This window comes from Streptomyces sp. NPDC021020 (genome assembly GCF_044333285.1).
GTDB lineage: Bacteria > Actinomycetota > Actinomycetes > Streptomycetales > Streptomycetaceae > Actinacidiphila.
Map to the genome: position 1 here is coordinate 455,496 of NZ_JBIRQQ010000004.1, position 17,405 is coordinate 472,900.

The 17,405-nt window shown below is 74.2% G+C and carries 10 protein-coding genes and 2 pseudogenes; 3 read left to right on the forward strand and 9 right to left on the reverse strand.

What is annotated here, in order from left to right; all coding sequences use genetic code 11:
* Positions 1 to 66: 66 nt before the first annotated feature.
* Positions 67 to 1,244, reverse strand: a pseudogene (locus ACH4SL_RS13935) (molybdopterin-dependent oxidoreductase).
* Positions 1,245 to 2,256: 1,012 nt separating this feature from the next.
* On the opposite strand from ACH4SL_RS13935, the pseudogene ACH4SL_RS13940 reads away from it, so the two are divergent.
* Positions 2,257 to 2,817: pseudogene (locus ACH4SL_RS13940) on the forward strand (glycosyltransferase 87 family protein); the annotation flags it as partial.
* A 241-nt stretch (positions 2,818 to 3,058) separates the two neighbouring features.
* Here ACH4SL_RS13940 and ACH4SL_RS13945 read toward each other — a convergent pair.
* From ACH4SL_RS13945 to ACH4SL_RS13975, 7 genes are all read right to left on the reverse strand, one after another.
* Positions 3,059 to 3,658, reverse strand: coding sequence for a GTP-binding protein (locus ACH4SL_RS13945; RefSeq protein WP_398444840.1), 600 nt, complete (start codon positions 3,656 to 3,658; stop codon positions 3,059 to 3,061).
* A complete protein-coding gene (locus tag ACH4SL_RS13950) occupies positions 3,639 to 4,013 on the reverse strand; it encodes a DUF742 domain-containing protein (RefSeq protein WP_031522782.1) in 375 nt (124 codons plus the stop codon). Before ACH4SL_RS13950 ends, ACH4SL_RS13945 begins: the two co-directional genes overlap by 20 nt.
* Positions 4,006 to 4,437 (reverse strand): roadblock/LC7 domain-containing protein, encoded by a 432-nt coding sequence (locus tag ACH4SL_RS13955; RefSeq protein WP_031522778.1) that lies wholly within the window; start codon positions 4,435 to 4,437, stop codon positions 4,006 to 4,008. Before ACH4SL_RS13955 ends, ACH4SL_RS13950 begins: the two co-directional genes overlap by 8 nt.
* On the reverse strand, positions 4,430 to 7,351 hold the full coding sequence (locus tag ACH4SL_RS13960; RefSeq protein WP_398444843.1) for a nitrate- and nitrite sensing domain-containing protein: 2,922 nt from the start codon (positions 7,349 to 7,351) through the stop codon (positions 4,430 to 4,432). The genes ACH4SL_RS13955 and ACH4SL_RS13960 overlap by 8 nt, the downstream gene beginning before the upstream one ends.
* Positions 7,352 to 7,607: 256 nt before the next feature.
* Entirely contained in the window at positions 7,608 to 8,792 is a 1,185-nt protein-coding gene (locus tag ACH4SL_RS13965; protein ID WP_398444845.1) for an FAD-dependent oxidoreductase, read from the reverse strand.
* A 165-nt stretch (positions 8,793 to 8,957) separates the two neighbouring features.
* The gene (locus ACH4SL_RS13970; protein ID WP_398444847.1) at positions 8,958 to 10,496 is read right to left on the reverse strand and encodes an amino acid adenylation domain-containing protein; all 1,539 of its coding nucleotides are present in this window, start codon (positions 10,494 to 10,496) and stop codon (positions 8,958 to 8,960) included.
* Complete coding sequence (locus ACH4SL_RS13975) at positions 10,493 to 12,439, reverse strand: beta-ketoacyl synthase N-terminal-like domain-containing protein (protein ID WP_398444849.1); 1,947 nt, start codon at positions 12,437 to 12,439, stop codon at positions 10,493 to 10,495. The genes ACH4SL_RS13970 and ACH4SL_RS13975 overlap by 4 nt, the downstream gene beginning before the upstream one ends.
* Positions 12,440 to 13,137: 698 nt before the next feature.
* Here ACH4SL_RS13975 and ACH4SL_RS13980 point away from each other — a divergent pair.
* A complete protein-coding gene (locus tag ACH4SL_RS13980; RefSeq protein WP_398444851.1) occupies positions 13,138 to 14,106 on the forward strand; it encodes a GAF domain-containing protein in 969 nt (322 codons plus the stop codon).
* 97 nt (positions 14,107 to 14,203) lie between these two features.
* Here the strand turns inward: ACH4SL_RS13980 and ACH4SL_RS13985 are convergent, their stop codons facing one another.
* Positions 14,204 to 16,288 (reverse strand): acyl-CoA dehydrogenase family protein, encoded by a 2,085-nt coding sequence (locus tag ACH4SL_RS13985; RefSeq protein ID WP_398444853.1) that lies wholly within the window; start codon positions 16,286 to 16,288, stop codon positions 14,204 to 14,206.
* A gap of 201 nt (positions 16,289 to 16,489) precedes the next feature.
* Here ACH4SL_RS13985 and ACH4SL_RS13990 point away from each other — a divergent pair, with 201 nt between their 5' ends.
* Complete coding sequence (locus ACH4SL_RS13990) at positions 16,490 to 17,224, forward strand: thioesterase II family protein (RefSeq protein ID WP_398444855.1); 735 nt, start codon at positions 16,490 to 16,492, stop codon at positions 17,222 to 17,224.
* The last annotated feature ends 181 nt before the right edge of the window (positions 17,225 to 17,405 follow it).

Genomic DNA, 17,405 nt, shown 5'->3' on the forward strand with positions numbered 1-17,405 from the left:
CGCTACTCCGGCGGGAGTTCGCCGCAGCTCCCGGGCCCCTCGAACGGGGCCCGCCTTCGCGGGAGTTCACCGGACCTCCAAGCGGGCGACCCACTTCGTCTGGAGCACCCCGGGGCGGTTCGGGGCGATGATGCGGGCCGGGTAGCCGTGGTCGGGGGTCAGTGGCGCGCCGTTCAGGCGGAGGGCGAGGAGGGTCAGGGGGTCCCACGCGTATTCGGGGCCCATGTCCATGATCCGGTAGGCGCCGTGGCGTTCCAGGGAGGTCACGCGGACCGCGGAGCCCGGCGGGGCGCCCGCGCGGCGCAGGAGGTCGCGCAGGCGGACGCCCTCCCAGTGGGCGTTCACGCTCCAGCCCTCCACGCAGGCGATGGGGAGCCGCGCCGCGGACTGCGGGAGGGCGGCCAGCTCGTGCAGGGTCAGCTCCAGGGGGGTGCTGCCGCCCGTGACGGCGAGCTGCCAGCCCCGTACGTCCGCCGCCGTCACCCCCGCCGCCGCCGCGGTCCTGTTGACGGGCAGGCGCTGCGGCCCGTGGCCCGGGTGGCGGGGGCCGAGCAGGTCCAGCGGGGCCAGCGGGGTGAAGCTCTGGCCGACCGTCGTCACCGTCACCGCGCCGACCGCCACGCCCAGACCGGCCAGCAGCGCCCGGCGGTCGGGGCCGTCGCGCTCCTCGCCGGGCAGCGCGCGCGTGCCGGGCGACCGGCGGGTCCAGTGCGCGGCGATCTGCGGGGCCTTCGCCGCGAGGTGCAGCAGCAGCGCCCCGGCTAGGACGTACGCCACCGCGTAGTGCACGGGCACGAACGAGAAGGGCCACGGATACCACTGGACGATGTTGAGCAGCCCGCTGAAGACCTCCAGCATCGCCGCGGCCACCAGCACGGCGACCGCGAGCCGTTCCAGCGCGTGCGGCACCGAACGCACCGGCGGCCACGCGAAGAGCCGCGGGTAGACCGTCCACAGCTTCGCGAGCAGCAGCGGGATCGCCGCGACGCCGGTCGCGATGTGCAGGCCCTGCGTGAGGCGGTAGCCCCACACGGGGCGGGTCGGGAAGCGGCCAGCCAGCCGGGCGGGTGCTGGAGGAAGTGGCTGACCAGGCCGGTCACGAAGCACACCAGCAGCGCGCCGCCCAGCCACCGGCCGACCGCGGTCGCGGTGCGCGGGTCGTGCAGCCGCCCGGAGAAGGCGGGGAGCGGGGGGCGCGTGCGCTTGCGCGTGCGCGGCGGGGGGTTTGCGGGCGTCGTGCTCATGCCGCCATGCAACCCCCGCGTGGTGGCCTCCGGCCCGGACGGACACCTTACGAATCGCGGACGCCCGCCTGCGGCCTGCGGCGCTACGCGCCACCGTGGACGGCACCTTACGCATCGCGGACGCCCGCCGTTCCGCGCCCGCGCGGTGCGACGGTGATCCGGCGACCACCCCGCATGGTGGCCTCCGGCCCGGGCCGACACCTTACGAATCGCGGACGCCCGCCGCCGTCCTCGCCGTTTCGCACCCCCGCGGTGCGACGGTGATCCGGTGACCACCCCCGCCGACCACCCCCGCCCGGACGCTGGCCCCGCGCCGGACGCCCGCCCGCAAATCGCCTCCGCCCCGCGTCCGGACGCCGTCCCCGCTGCGAACCCCGGACCCGGTCCCGCCCCCGCGCCGGGCGCCCGCCCCAGGACAGGTCCCGCCCCCGCGCCGGGCCCCCGACCCGGGTCCGGTCCCGCCCCGGGTGCCCCCCGCGCCGCCGCCGGCCGGCTCCTGCTTACCCTTCTCGCGCTCGGCGCGCTCTGCGGCGCGCTGGTGTGGACGCTGCGGGCCGGGGGGACCGGGTACGCCGCCGGGAGCACGCTCCTGACATGGCGCTACGCGGTCTGCTGGGGGCTCTTCTGCGGGGCCGTGGTCGTCCTGCGGGGCGTACCGCGGCGCCATGTGAAAGCGGTTGTGGTCCTCGGGGGAGTGGCCGTCGCGCTCGCCGGGCTGGTCGCGCCGCCGCGGACGAGTACGGATGTCTACCGCTACGCGTGGGACGGGCGGGTGCAGGCGGCCGGCGTCTCGCCGTACGACCACGCGCCCGCCGACCCCGCCCTCGGCCGGCTGCGGGACGGCTGGCTCTTCCCGGCACCGGCACCGGCAACGGCGCAGTGCGGGGAGCGCGGGCTCGCGAAGCTGCCCGGCGGGGGCTGCACGCGGATCAACCGGCCGCAGGTGCACACGATCTATCCGCCCACCGCGGAGCTGTACTTCCTCGGCGTGCACGCCGTGTCGCCGCACGGCGTGCGCTACAAGGCGCTGCAGATCGGCGGCGCCGGCCTGTCGGTGGCGACCACGGCGCTGCTGCTGCGCGTCCTGCGGCGGCGCGGCGATCCGCGGTGGGCCGCGTACTGGGCGTGGTGCCCGGCCGTGCCGGTGGAGGCGGTGAACAACGCGCACGCCGACGTGCTCGCCGCCGCGCTGTCCGTCGCGGCGCTCGGCCTCGCGGTGCGCCGCCGCGGCGCGGGCGCGGGCGTGCTGGGCGCGGCGATCGCGGCGAAGCTGCTGCCCGCGGTGCTGCTGCCCGGCGCGCTGTCGGGGGTGCGGCGGTGGCGGGACGCGGCGCTGACCGTGGGCACGGCGGCGGGGGTGACGGCCGCGCTCTACGTGCCGTACCTCGCGGTGTCGCACTCCTCCGTGCTGGGCTACCTGGGCGGCTACGCGCAGGAGGAGGGCTACGACGACGCGGCCGCGGGCCACCGCTACGCGCTGCTGCGGCTGGTGCTGCCGGACGCGTGGGCGCTGCCCGCGGTCGCGGTGGTGACGGCGGCGGTGGCCGCGTACGCCGTAGGCCGCGGGGACCCGGAGCGCCCGTGGCGGGGCGCGCTCACCGTCACCGGGACGGCGTTCCTGCTCATGACGCCCGGCTACGCGTGGTACGCGCTGCTGCTGGTCGCGCTCGTGGCGCTCGACGGGCGGTGGGAGTGGCTGGGCGTGGCGGTCGCGGGGGCGGCCGCGTATCTGCTGGCGCACTTCGCGGACACCTGCGCGTACGCCTACGGGGCCGCCGCCGTACTGGCGGCGGCCGGGGCGGCGGTACGCCGGGTCAGGCGCCGGCGCCCGGTGCGGGGAGCCGCGCGGCGGCCTGGTCGCGGGCCGCTTCCAGGACCGCGAGCAGCAGCTCCTTGGCGGAGGAGCGGTTCCGCACGTCGCACAGCACGACGGGCGTCGAAGGGTCCAGGTCCAGCGCGGTGCGCACCTGCTCGCTGGAGCAGTCGCGCTGCCCGTTGAAGCAGTTGACGCCGATCGCGAAGGGGATGTCCCGCGACTCGAAGAAGTCGATCGCGGCGAAGGACGCCTCCAGCCGCCGGGTGTCCGCCAGGACGACCGCCGCCAGCGCACCGGTGGCCAGGTCGTCCCACATGAACCAGAAGCGGTCCTGTCCGGGCGTGCCGAAGAGGTAGAGGACCAGCTCGGGGGCGATGGTGATGCGCCCGAAGTCCATCGCGACCGTGGTCGAGACCTTGCCCTCGATGCCCGACAGGTCGTCGACACCGAGGCTGACCGTCGTCATGCGCTCCTCGGTCTCCAGCGGAGGAACCTCGCTGACCGCGCCCACCAGGGTCGTCTTGCCGGCACCGAAGCCACCCGCTATGAGGATCTTCAGTGCGGTCGGCATGACCGGTTCAGAGCCGACGGATAGCATTCATCACCTTTTCAATGATTTCCACGCTGGGTCGGTCCTCCTGCCCGGGCGGGGCCTGGACCAGGATGAGCGAGGCGTGCAGCAGATCCCCGCAGAGGATCTTCACCACGCTCACCGGCAGGTCGAGGTGCGCGGCGATCTCGGCTATCGCCACCGCGCGGTTGCGGCAGAGCTCCAGGATCTGAACCGACTCCGGTTCCAGGTGGCCCTGGCCCGGCTCGTCCACATACCGCGCGGCGACCAGCGTGATCAGTGAGAAGTTGTGCCTACTGTGCCGGGTGCGGCCGCCGGTGATGGCGTAAGGCCGCAGATGGCGTCCCGTCTCCTCGTCGTCGTGCCACCGTGGCTCACGCATCCTGGACGAGACCGCCGGGCTGGCTCGGCACCCGAGGCGCAGCGCTCAGGTACTGGCCGACCTGCTTGACGAGCGTGCCCATCTCGAAGGCCATCACCCCGACGTCCACGCCCTCCGACGCGATCGCCGCCAGCCGGGCGCCCCGGCCCGCCGCGGTGACGAAGAGGAAGGCCCGCTCCATCTGGATGACCGTCTGCTGCACCTCGCCGCCCTGGAAGTGGCGGGCCACCCCGCGGGCCAGGCTGTGCATGCCGGAGCCGACGGCCGACAGGTGCTCCGCGTCGTCCCGGCGCAGGTCCTTGGACTTCCCGATGAGCAGGCCGTCCCCGGACAGCACGATGGCGCAGCGGATTTCCGGAACGCGGTCCACGAGCGTGTCGAGGAGCCAGTCCAGTTGAGGTCCGGGCTGTACGTGCTCAGTCATTGAAGTCTCCCTCCCATTGGCCGGCACCCGAATCCCATTGGTTGCCACCCGACCTCCACGAATCCTCCGGCGGCCTGTTCGCACCGCCCGGCTCGCTCGCCTCGGGCGTCCTCGCCCGCTGCAGTCCCTGCTGAATCGCGATCATCGCGCGCGCCGACGCCTCCGGGGAGATGCCGCCCGGCTGGCCGTCGCCGCTGCGCTGACCGCCCGCGGCGCCGTTGCCGCCGACGCTGCCGCCGCCCTCCATCTCGGTTGCCTCCCTGCGCAGTTGCTGCGCCAGGCTCGCACCCCTGGTCCGGTGCGGCAGCACCGGGGGGGTCGTCAGATGGCGGTGCGGGTCGCTGGGTGCGCCCGGCGCCGCGGGCGCGCCCGCGGGCCGTACCGGCGGAGGCGGGACGGGACCGGTGCTCGGGCTCAGGCCCGCGCCCCGCCCGGCTGAGGCCGCCCCCGCGGGGGTCGCCATGGGCGGCGCGGCGTGCTGGCCGCCGCGCGGCGCACCCGCCGGGTAGCCGGGCGCGTCGTTGCGCACGGCGGTGCCCCGGATGGTGTCCGGCCGCTGCTGCGGCATCGGCTGGGGCTGCGGCTGGGGTTCCGGCCGCACCGGCTCGGGGCGGTAGGGCTGGCTCGGGTGCTCCTGGCCCGCGGACTGGCGGTGGGCCGGGTGCTCCTCGGGCGCGACCCAGCCGGTGGCCGCGGGGCCGGTGGCCGGGGTGCCCGCGGAGATGCCGGGCGCGGGGAATTCCGAGGTGGCCGGCAGCAGACCGGCGCCGCCGTACTCGGGGAAGCCGCTGTGGTCCGGGATCCGGGTGTGGGTGAGCGGCATGCCGTCGTCGGGCGCGCCCGACGTCACCAGATCGCGTGCCGCGGCCGGGTCCGGGGCCCCCGCCGTACCGACCGCCGGGGTGGGCGACTCGCGCCGGCCGGCGTCCATCGCCATCATGCCGCTCTTGCTCGCCGCCGACTTGAGCTGGTCCAGGACCGGCGAGTCCAGCTCCTCCAGCAGCGCGCTGGGCAGCAGCACGACGACCATCGTGCCGCCGTACACCGAGTCGCGCAGCTCGACCTTGATGCTGTGCCGCTCGGCGAGCCGGGCGACCACGAAGTGGCCGAGCCGGGGGTCCTCGCTGAGCGCCCGCATGTCGAGCTTGGGCGGGTGCGCCAGCAGCGCGTTCGCGTGGTCGATGACGTCCTGCGGCATGCCGAGGCCGTGGTCCTCGATGTGCACGACCAGGCCCTTGGCCACCTGCGTGGCGCTCACCGACACCTGGGTGTCCGGCGGGGAGAAGGCCGTGCCGTTCTCGATCAGCTCGGCGAGCAGGTGGGTGACGTCGGCGACCGCGCGCCCGGCGAGGGCCATCGGCCGCTCGGCGGGCAGGTTCTTCACCCGGACCCTGGTGTACTGCTCGGTCTCCGCGACGGCGCTGCGCAGCACGTCGATGATGGAGACCGGGGTGGCCATCCGCCGGTTGGGCGGCGAACCGCTCAGGATCACCAGGCTCTCGGCGTGCCGGCGGACGCGGGTCGCGAGGTGGTCGACCGCGAAGATGTCCTTCAGCAGGTCGGAGTCCTCGTGCTTGCGCTCCAGGTCGTCCAGCAGCGAGATCAGCCGGTGGATGAGGCTCTGGGTACGCCGGATGAGCTGGCCGAAGACCTTCTCGCCGCCCTCCCGGCCGAGGGACTGCCGCAGCATGTGGTCGGCGGCGACCCGGCCCAGCCGGTCGATGGACGCGGCGAGCTTGGCCACCTCCTCGGACGCGGCCGGGCCCTGCGGCGGCTGCATGGCCGTCGGGTCGATGCGCTCGCCGGCCTCGATCCGCGCCATGAGCCGCGGCAGCCACTGCCGGGACAGCTCGTCGGCGTGCGTCTGGAGCACGGCCAGCCGGCGGGCCAGCATCCTGCGGTCGCGCAGCGACAGGTACGCGCCGCCGGCCAGCGCCGCGAGGGTCGCGAGCGAGCCGAGCAGCAGGCCCAGCAGGGCGTTGTCGGCCCGGTGCGAGGCGGCGTCGGACAGGTCGCTCAGCGCGTCCGTGGTCAGCGTCTGCAGATTGCCGGACACGGTGGTCGCGGCGGTGGGCCAGGCGGAGGCGGAGCCCGGCAGGGCGGAGCCCTGGGCCGCGGCGACGGCGTCCTCGATCTGGGTGAGCGAGGTGAAACTGGCGCTCTCGGTGATCCGGCTCCAGCTCGCGGCGGTGCCGGCCGGCAGGTCGCCCGCGTTCATGCCGGCGCGCAGCGCGCGCTGCACGGCAAGGGCGTCGGTGAACTGCTGGCGGGTGGCGGCGTCCAGCTTGCCGGTGGGGGCCGCGGCGGACAGCAGCGCGTCCTCGCGGGCGAGCATCTCGGCGATCTGCGCGACCGAGGCGGTGGGGGCCGCGCCGCGCGCGAACTCCCCGTCGTCGCTGCGCAGCGAGGCGTTCAGCAGGCTGATGCCGTCGGAGACCGTGGTGGTGAAGTACTGGAAGGCGTCGGTCGTCGACAGGGTCTTGCCGTCGATCGAGTTGCGGCGCTCGGGCAGGAAGACCAGGGCGTCGTCGAGCGCCTTCGCGGGCCCGCGGGTCGCGCTGTCGAGCGCGGAGGGTGACGACCGCCGGTAGTCCTGGACGGCCGCGTCGGTACGGTTGCGCGCGTCGTCGAGGTCCTTGCGGGCCGCGTCGGTGTGCCCGGCCTGCCAGATCGCCGTGAAGCGGCGCTCGGCCTGGAGCCGGGCGAGCACGGTCTGGGCGGGTCGGGCGACGGCGGACGCGCTGTCCGCCTCCGAGCTGAACTGGCTGTGTCCGTCGACGAGTCCGGTCGCGACATAGCCCCACAGTCCGCACAGGCAGACAGCGGGTACGACCAGAGGCAGGGCGAACGAGAATCGCGACGATCTACGCGGGGCGGACCGGTGACGCGTCAACCGGTCGCGGGAGCCTGGCATCTGATTCCTCGTACGGCAGCGGAGCGCTGGTGTTCTTCGGGGGGTTATGCAAGAAAAATGCCGAATCTTTCCGGCGCGGCACCTTGACTCACCGTCACCGAAGTGGGCTAACGCGGTGACCCTACCAGGATCATGGCGGAGCGTCAGCGTCTGCCTCTGGCAACTACCGGATGGCCGAAACCGCCCACCCGGGTGTTCGAACAGGGCGGCAAAGCCCCGTGGCGCCCGCTATGGGCGACCACAGGGGCCCCACCCGTCACAGCAGTGACAGGAGTCTAGGCGTGTACAGCGCGCTCGCGGAGGCGATTCCGGCGACCATGTCGAAGTAGATCGAGGTGAGTTCGGCGTCCGTCTGCACCGCCCGGAGCAGCGACATCCGCTGCTCGTGCGGCGCCAGCTGCGCGACCGCGAGGGTGGCCTCGTACCCGGGGGTGAGAGTTTCGTCACGCTCGACGCCGAACTCCTTGAGCGCCGCGTCGAGTTGGGCCGGATCCCCGCCGAGCTTCCCGGACACGTGCCGGACCAGCGCCTCGGCCTGGAGGAAGGCGTCGCTGATGCCGCGCGCGGTGATCGAGTCCTTGTGGTGCCCGGCGTCGCCCACCAGCGCCCAGCCGGGCCCTGCCGCCTGCCGGAAGTAGTTCTGCTGGTCCCCGGTGCCGCGCAGCCGCTCGGCCGGCTCCCGGCCGCCCAGCCGCTCGTGCAGCGCGGGCGCGGTCGTCCGTACGTGCTCCCGGTAGTGGCGCATCGCGTCGGTGCGCACCTCGGCGAAGCGCGGCTGCGGGAAGTACGCCAGGACGAGCGTGAGGCCGTCGTTGGTGGGCACCGCGGCCGTCCAGCTGCCCGGCGCCTCGTACAGCTCCAGATCGGCCGGCACATCGGCGAAGTAGGTGTAGTAGGCGCAGGTGAGCAGCGGGTCGGAGGCGGTGAAGGGCGCCTCCACCAGCCGGGCCACCGTCGAGCGCATGCCGTCCGCGCCGACCACCAGCGGGGCGTGCTCGGTGAACGGCAGGTCGCCGTACCGCCCCTCGACGCCGGTCACCCGCCCCGCGGCGTCCCGCAGCAGGCCCGTCACCCGGCAGTCCTCGCGCAGTTCGACGCCCGCCGCGACGGCCGCCCGCGCGAGGATCGCGTCCAGCACGTAGCGGCGCGGGGCGTATCCGGCCCGCTGGCCCTCCACGCCGCGCGCGCAGCCCTCCAGGTGGATGTCGGCGATCTCGTAGACCACGTTCTCCAGCGGCGGGCAGCCCGTCGCGCGCACCTGGTCCAGCAGCCCCCAGCGGGCCAGCGCGGCGACCCCGGGCTGGTGCAGCAGATGGGTGGACAGGGTGTCGGTGCCGGTCTGCCCCTTGTCGAGCAGCAGCACCCGGTAACCGGCGCGGGCCAGCAGCATGGCGGTGGGCGCGCCGGCACAGCGCGCGCCCACCACGATGGCGTCGAACATGGTGCCTCATCACAGACGTCGGAACGGGGGTCATGGCCTTGCCCGGACTCGGCCCGCCGACGGCACTGTCGGCGGACCCTTCTTCCTGCGACTTACCTGCGGCTTCGCCGCGGATCCCCGACGGATCCCCGCGGCCTGCTGACGGCTTCCGCGCCGCCGCGCCGCTCAGCCGGTGCGCCCCAGCGCGGCGCCCAGCGCCCGGCGGTCGATCTTGCCGTTGGTGTTGAGCGGCAGGCTGTCCAGCACCGTGATCCGGCGCGGCAGCATGTAGGGCGGCAACTGGCCGGTGAGCCCGGCGTACAGCGCGTCGGAGCCGAGCCCGGCGCCCGTGACGGCCGCGTGCAGCTCCGGCTCGCCGTCCTCGGTGGGCAGCGCCAGCACCACGGCCTCGCGCACCCCGGGCTGGCGCCGCAGCACCGCCTCCACCTCGCCCAGCTCGATGCGGTGGCCGCGGACCTTCACCTGGTGGTCGATCCGGCCCAGGTGGACCAGCACCCCGTCCTGCACCGCGACCCGGTCGCCGGTGCGGTACCAGTGCCGGGCGGTCAGCTCGCCACCGGTGAAGGGCTCCTGCTCGGGGGTCAGGAAGCGGCCCGCGTTGTTGCCGGGGTCCTGGTAGCCGGGGAAGCGCAGGTCGCCGCGTACGCACAGCTCGCCGCTGTCGGCGGGCGAGCCGTCCTCGTCGAGCAGCACGAAATCCAGATCCCGGTGGATCGTCCCGATCGGCGCCGTGCCGTTCGGGGTCCGCGGCCAGTCGGCGGGGTCGGCGGGCAGCTCGTAGGAGGTGCAGGAGATGGTCAGCTCGGTCGGCCCGTACAGCACCTCGATGCGGCTCGCCGGGGCCGCCGCCTTCCACTCGCGGGCGGCCGCCAGCGGCAGCGCCTCGCCGCCGAAGATGCTCCACCGCAGCGTGGGCATGCTGTTCGGGCCGAGGGTGCCCAGCCGGGAGGCGAAGGTGATGAGCGAGGGCACCGAGAACCAGTGCGTGAGCCGCAGGTTGGTGACGGTGCGCGCCGGGGACAGCAGCTGCCCGCGCGCGGGCACCACGAGCGTGCCGCCGTCCTGCCAGGCGACGAACAGGTCGTGCACGGAGCCGTCGAAGGTCAGCTCGAAGGTCTGGGACAGCCGGCTGCCGGGCCCGATCCCGTACCGCCCGGCGAAGCGGTCGAGGTAGCGGGCGATGTTGCGGTGCAGGATCGGCACGCCCTTGGGGGCGCCCGTCGAGCCCGACGTGTAGATGAGGTACGCCACGTCGTCGGGGCCGGCCGGCAGGGCGGGCAGGTCGGGGGCCGGCTCCTTGGCCAGTACCTCCAGCTCGCCGGGGCCGATCCGGGTCACCGGGACGCCGGGGTCGGTGCCGTCCGCCGACGGGTCGGCCACCACCACGTCCAGCGCCGCGGCGACGGCTATCTGCCCCGTCCGCGCCTGCGGGTGCTCGGGGTTGAGCGGTACGACGGTGGCGCCCAGCCGCAGCGCGGCCAGATACCCGGCGTAGGCGGTGACCGAGCGGCCGGCCAGCAGCCCGACCCGGCGCGGCGCGGTGCCCCCGGCGTGCGCGACCAGGTGCGCGGCGAGCCGCTCGGCCAGGTCGCGCAGCTCGCCGTAGCTCAGCCGGTCCTCGCCCACCTCCAGCGCGGTGACGTCGTATCCGTGCTCCGCCGCGGATCGGGCGAAGCGGTCGTACGCGGTGTGCTCGACGGTCATCTGGCGCCGGCCTCCAGCCCACGGGTCCACTGCCGCAGCTCGCCGACGGTGCGCAGGCGGCCGAACTCGTCCGGGTCGACCTCCTGGCTGGAGCGCTTGGACAGCTCCACCAGGATGCGCAGCCGGGCGAGCGAGTCGATGCCGATCTCGTTGAGCGTCGAGCCGTCGTCGAAGACGGTCCTGGCGTGCTCGCGCAGCATCCACGCCGCCAGGTCGCCGGCGCCCGCGGCCTGCTGCTCCCCGGGCCAGTAGCGCCGGGTCTGCCACGGGTAGTGGGGGAGCGGGACGTAGCGGCCGGGGGCGCCGAACACCGCCTCCCAGTCCAGCTCCTCGCCCCAGCGGTAGCGCTCGGCGAGCCCGGACAGCGGCTGCCCGCCCAGGCCCGGCAGCCCGGACAGCGCGGCCGTCATCTGCTCGTGGGTCGACCCGACGACGGCCATCCGGTGCTCCAGGTGCTGGCGCCGGGTGGCGGCGCTGAAGCAGATGTCGCGCAGCGGGTGCCGGGAGCCCTCGCCCCAGGGCGCGAGGTAGTCCGCCCAGGCGCGGGCGAGGGCGGTCAGCGCCTCGGGGCTACGCGCGGAGAGCACCAGAAGGTAGGGCGCACCGGGCATCGGCTCGGCGGCCGCCGGGGCGCCCGCCGGGTCCGGCTGGCGCAGCACCACATGGGCGTTGAGCGCCGAGGAGCCCTGCCCCGAGACGCCCGCGACAGCCGGGCGGCCGCGGTCCGGCAGCTCGCGCAGCGAGACCGGCACCTCCAGCGGCAGGCCGGCCCAGTCGACCCGCGGGTTCGGGGTGCTCATGTTGAGGCTCGCAGGGACCTGGCCGTGCTCCAGGCACAGCACCGCCTTGATGAGCCCGGCCAGACCGCCGGCCGCCTCGGCGTGCCCGATGTTGGTCTTGAGCGAGCCGACCAGCAGCGGCCGGTCGGCGGGCCGCCCCTCGCCGAGGACCTGCCCGAGCGCGGTCAGCTCCAGCGGGTCGAGGGCGGGCGAGCCGGAGCCGTGGGCCTCGACGAAGTCGACGTCCGACGGGGCGATCCCGGCGTCCTCGTAGGCCCAGCGCAGCACCGACTGCTGGCCCTCCAGGGAGGGGTTGAGGACGCTGTCGCTGGTGCGGCCGTCGTTGCCGACCGCGCTGCCGCTGATGACGGCGCGGATGCGGTCGCCGTCGGCGAGGGCGTCGCCGAGCCGTTTGAGGACGACCACGGCGACGGCGTCGCTGGGGGCGTGGCCGTCGGCCCCGGCGTCACCGAACTTGCTGCGGCCGTCCCCCGACATGGCGCCGGCCTGACTCATCACCAGGCCCTCGTCGGGCCGCAGCGCGAGGTTGACCGCCGCGGCGACCGCGAGCGGCGTCTCGCCGGACCGCAGGCTCTGCACCGCCTGGTGCACGGCCACCAGCGCGGAGGAGCACGCGGTGTCCACCACGACACTCGGCCCGCGGAAGTCGAAGACGTAGCTGAGCCTGGCCGGCAGCAGCGAGCGGAAGTTGTGCAACTGGGCGGCGGTGGCCGCCTCGGGACCCTGGCGCAGCGCGTTCTCCAGGTAGTCCGCGCGGGCGTTGCCGACGAAGACACCGGTCCTGGATCCGGCGAGGAGGTCGGGGCGCTGGCCGGCGTCCTCCAGGGCCTCGTACGTGGTCATCAGCAGCAGGCGCTGCTGCGGGTCGAGTTCGACGGCCTCGGTGGTGGACATGTTGAAGAAGCCGGCGTCGAAGTCGGCGGCGTCGCCGAGGTAGCCGGCCCGGCGGCTCGCGATCCGCCCGGGCTGCGGGGCCGCCGAGTGCAGTGTGTCGACGTCATAGCGATCGGGAGGGGTCTCGCCGGTGGCGTCCACCTCGTTGCGCAGCAGTGTCCACAGTGCGTCCGTCCCCGTGGCGCCCGGGAGGCGGCAGGACATACCGATCACCGCCACGGACCGTGCGTCCACGTCCGACCTGATCATGGGGAAACTCCTTCAATGCTTCGCCACCATGTGTGTGGGGTGGCGGAGTTGACCTTGCCTTATGGCCTCGGAGCGACTGGATGCGGCCTTACCGCCGCCGGTGGGCGGCGGTGACATCGCCGTCCGCCGGGCGGACTAAGGCCCGGGCGCTCGGTGCGGAGTCCGGGGGAGCATCGTGTATGTCCGGCTGGCCGAAAAGGTCCTGACCCTGTCTCCGAGGGGAGGACCGCAACTCGGACCACACCTGCCCCACCCCACCGTGCCCTTTCTTGCTGGAACTCGGACATTTGGCTCGCGACGGCCTGTGGCGACAGCCGCCTCAGTCCACCCCCGTCGGCGGGTCCGGAACACTGCCTTCCGGCCCCGTCGGTGCGCGGTCACCGCATGATTGTCGTACGTAGCCTCGCATCTGCTCGGTTGTCGCTCAAGGAATGGCGAGAAGTGATCGGCGAAGGTTGAAACCCGGAAGTGCCTGGACAGACTCCCCAGTTGGGCATATGCGTCCGGCCGGTGCTCCGGGGCATGGTCACCCGAACGTCAGGATCCGGTCACTCTGGGTGCCCGACGCAGTCGACTGGGGCACATGATGCGGACAATATCGGAAGGGGTGATCCGTCGGAGCGGCTCTTCTGATTTGATCTGGTGCCATGGATCCCTTGTCCTCCGATCAGGCCCGACTCGCGGGCGAACAGCGGAAGTTGAGACTGCAGATTCTCGGCCTGAACACCGTCGACGCGGAGGCCACCTTCGACCGCGTCGCCAGGTTGGCGGCCACTTTCACGCAGTCCCCCCTGGCCATGGTCAACTTCATCAACGACGAACAGCAGATGTTCCGCGGGATGTACGTCCCCAGCGGCGCCGACGACGAGGCCCCCGGCCAGGGCGGCATCGTCTTCGACCTGAGCCACATGGCGCGGGAGGCCCCCGGCGACTACGGCTTCTGCCCCCACGTGGTGGCGCAGGGCTCCCAGCTCGCCCTGGAAGACGTCTTCGACTACCCGCGATTCAAGGGCAACCCGCTGGTCAACGACATGGGCGTGCGCTCCTACCTGGGCACCCCGCTGGTCGACAACACCGGCATGATCCTCGGCACCGTCTGCGTCGCCGACACCAAGCCGCGCGCATGGGACCGCAAGCTGCGCGCGGGCATGCAGGAGCTGTCCGAGACCCTGCTGTCGGAGTTCAAGCTGCGCGACAGCCTGCTGGCGCAGCAGCAGGAGCTCTTCGCGGTCTTCGACGGCGCGCCCTTCCCGATCATGCTCACCGAGGGCTCCGAGCACCTGCTGCGCTACGCCAACGGCCGGCAGGGCGCCGCCTTCGGCATGGTCCCGCAGTTCAGCCCCGGCCGTCAGGTGCTGCCCGGCCTGGACTCCGTCGGCGTCTTCAACGCGATGGACGAGGCCTTCCGCTCCGGCGCGCCCACCATCATCAACCAGGCGTCCGTCATGACCTACGACGACCCGGCGCCGCAGAACTTCAACTTCCTCTGCACTCCGGTGCGGACGTCGCCCGGCGCGTCCGTGAGCGGCGTGCTGACGGTGGCCATGAACACCACCGGGCAGGCGCACTCCGGCCCCGAGCAGCAGGCGTTCGCGGCCAACGTGCAGGAGCGCTTCGAGCGCCTGGGCGCCGGCGGCCTGCCGGGTGCCCCCAGCTACGGCATGTGATCCGGCGCCCTGCCCGCAGCGCCCGGCAGCCGCGGCCGCGGCCGCGTCACGCGATGTGACGCGGCCGCGGGCCCGCGAGAGGGTCCGGGGGCGGCGCTCAGCTCAGGCCGAGGCTGCGCGCGACGAGACCGCGCTGCACATCGTTCGTCCCCCCGCCGAGGAACGCCAGGACGGACACCCGCAGGCCCTCCTCGACCGCGCCCGCCCCGGGGGCGTCCGGCGAACCGAGGACAGCTGCGGGGCCCAGCACGTCCAGCGCGTCCCGGCTGACCCGCTCCACCGCCTCCGCCGCGAGCACGCCCGCCAGCGCCGACGCCAGCCGGGCGGTGTGCACGGCGCCGGATTCGGCCTTTCTCGCCGCGTCGGCGAGCAACACCTGCACCGCCTGTACCTGGGCCGCCATCCCGCTCAGCAGTTCCCGGCGGTGCGATCCGGGCGGGCCCGCCGTGCCCGCCGGGTCGGCGCGGACGGCCGCCAGGGTCTCGTCGAACTGACGACGTGACATTCCGGCCAATTCACTTGCAAGCAACAACCGTTCGTGCGCGAGCGTGTCCGTGATGACCTGCCAGCCGCGGTTGACCGGCCCCACGAGGGCGCTGCCGGCCACCCGGGCGTCCTCGAACCGCACCGTGCTGCACACCTGCCCCGACAGTGCCTGGTGCGGCTCGGTCCTGATGCCCGCGGTCGCCATCGGGACCATGAACATGCTGATCCCGGCGAGCGGCAGCGCGGCGTCCGGGTCGGTCCGCGCGGCGAGCCAGATGTACTCGGCCGACTCGGCGTTGCCGATCCACGACTTCGTCCCGTTGATGACCCAGCCGTCGCCGTCCCGTACCGCCGTGGTGGTGAGCGCGGCCAGGTCGGAGCTGGCCTCGGGCTCGCTGTAGCCCAGGCAGAAGGTGAGCGCGCCCTCCCGGATACGCGGCAGGTGCTCCGCCTTCTGCTCGGGCGTGCCGTACTTGACCAGGGGCGCGCCGACCACCGAGACCGCGGCCACCGGGACCCCGACGGGCATCTGGTGGTAGGCGATCTCGTTCTGCAGCGCCATCTGCTCGCTGACCCCGGCGCCGCGCCCGCCCTCGGCGGCGGGCCAGACCATGCCGAGCCACTGCCGCGCGGCCAGCGCCGCCACCAGCGCCGGGTCCTCACCCTTGGTCAGCAGTCCGCCCGCGGTGCGGTTCGCCGCGCAGAAGGCGCGGACCTCCTCGCGCATCCGCGCCGCCGGTTCGGTCGCGTCCACGGCGGGCAGGGCCGCGGACCCGCCGGTCAGGATGTCGGCGGCGGTGCCGTACGGCGGCGGCAGGGCCGGCAGCAGGGCGACGTCGGCGTGCACCCGGCGGAAGAGCCAGGCGGCCTCGTCCTCCTCGAAGTAGGCGTTCGCGCCGAGGGTGTGATGGGCGTGCACCTGGGCGCGCGGTGCGCAGGAGGCCGCGTGGTGCACCGCCAGCTCGGTGGCCAGGGCCGCTTCGGGGGCGCCCGCCGCGTGGCGCCGGACCGCGTCCGCCAGCAGCAGCTCGCCCGCGGTCAGCTCGATCTCGCGGGCCGCCGCCCGCTGCTGCACCGCCCCGAAGCCGCCGATCGCCCGGCCGAACTGGCGGCGGACCTTCGCATGGGCCAGGGACCGGTCGTGCGTACGCCGGGCGGCGGCCGTCGCCCGTACCGCGAGCGCCAGCCGCAGCAGCGAGAACGCCCGCGCGGCGGCCTCGGCGCCGACGTCCGCGACCGCCTCCGGCGCCCCGAGCCGCAGCCTGGCCCAGGCGGGGGAGGCCAGCCCGGGCAGCGGCACCGCGAAGTCCACCGGCCGTACGGACGCGAGGCCGCCACCCGGCGGCAGCACCAGGACGTGCGTGGCGGCCGTCCCGGCCTCGGCGAAGGGCACCTCCGCGGTCTGCGGTCCGCCCGCGGCCACCAGGATCCGGACCTCGCCCGCGGCGACGCGGCCGGTGAACGCGGAGGCCTGCCCGAGCAGTTCGGCGGCGGCGAGGGCGTCCATGAGCGGCAGCGGGCACCCGGCCGCCCCGGTGGCGCGGACCAGGGCCACGGTGTCCGGGAGGCCGCCCGCGGAGTGCGGGCCGAAGCAGCCCCGGTCGGCGGCCAGTCCCCACAGCCGGGCCAGGGCGGCGTCGTCCGCCCGGTCGGGGAAATGCCACTGCCGTTCCAGTAGCGCGGTAATTTCTTCCATGCCGACCATTCGCCCGTCCCGCCTGCGGAGTCCCGCTGCCGTGCCGTGGAATTCCGACCGTAGGAGCGGCGCCGGGGACCGGGCAATGCGGGGCCGGGAAAATAGGGGCCGGATAGGGGTCCGCGCCGTTAAATGCGGCCTATAGGGTCTGATACGGCCGGAGGATCGGCTGTTCCGTGACACACGGGAAAGGCGATTGCTGTGACAGATATCGACACCGGCGGCTGGGTCCGCGGCTACCGCCAGGCGTCCGACGGCGTGCGGCTGTTCTGCTTCCCGCACGCGGGCGGCGCCGCCAGCTACTTCTACCCCTGGTCGCGCTCGCTGCGCGACGTCGAGGTGCTGGCCCTCCAGTACCCCGGCCGCCAGGACCGGGGCGCCGAGCCGCACCTGCGCAGCATCCCCGAGCTGGCCGACCGCATCCACGAGGCCCTGGCCCCGCAACTGGCCGAACCGTACGCCTTCTTCGGCCACAGCATGGGCGCGGTCCTCGCCTTCGAGACGGCCGCCCGGATCGCCCGGGACGGGCTGCCCGGCCCGGTGCACCTGTTCGTCTCCGGGCGCCGGGCACCGCACCGGACCCGGCACGAGGAGCTGCACCGGGCGAGCACGGCCGCGCTGGTCGCGGAGATGCGCAGGCTGGGCGGCACCGACCCGCGCGTCCTGGCGGATCCGGAGCTGCTGGAGCTGGTCCTGCCGACCGTCCGCGCCGACTACACCGCCGTCGAGACCTACCGCTACGCCCCCGTACCCCCGCTGGCCTGCGACATCACCGCGCTGATCGGCGACACCGACCCGAAGGCCTCGGTCGACGACGCCCACGCCTGGGCGCAGCACACCAGCGGCCGCTTCGCCCTGCGCACCTTCCCCGGCGGCCACTTCTACCTGGAGGACTGCCGGGCCGGGGTGTTCGACGTGATCTCGGCGGCGCTCTGACCCGGCGGGACGCTACGGCGCCCATTCCGCCGGGGCCACCCCTACCGTACCCCTAGCGCCCCCCTCCCCCTTTAAGGGTCGGGTAAGGGTTGGGGTTCCTGTCACCGGAAACTAGCGTTACCTGGTGTGTCGGACCAGAAATACCACAGTCGCGGCACCTTCATTTTCTGGGCACGGCAAT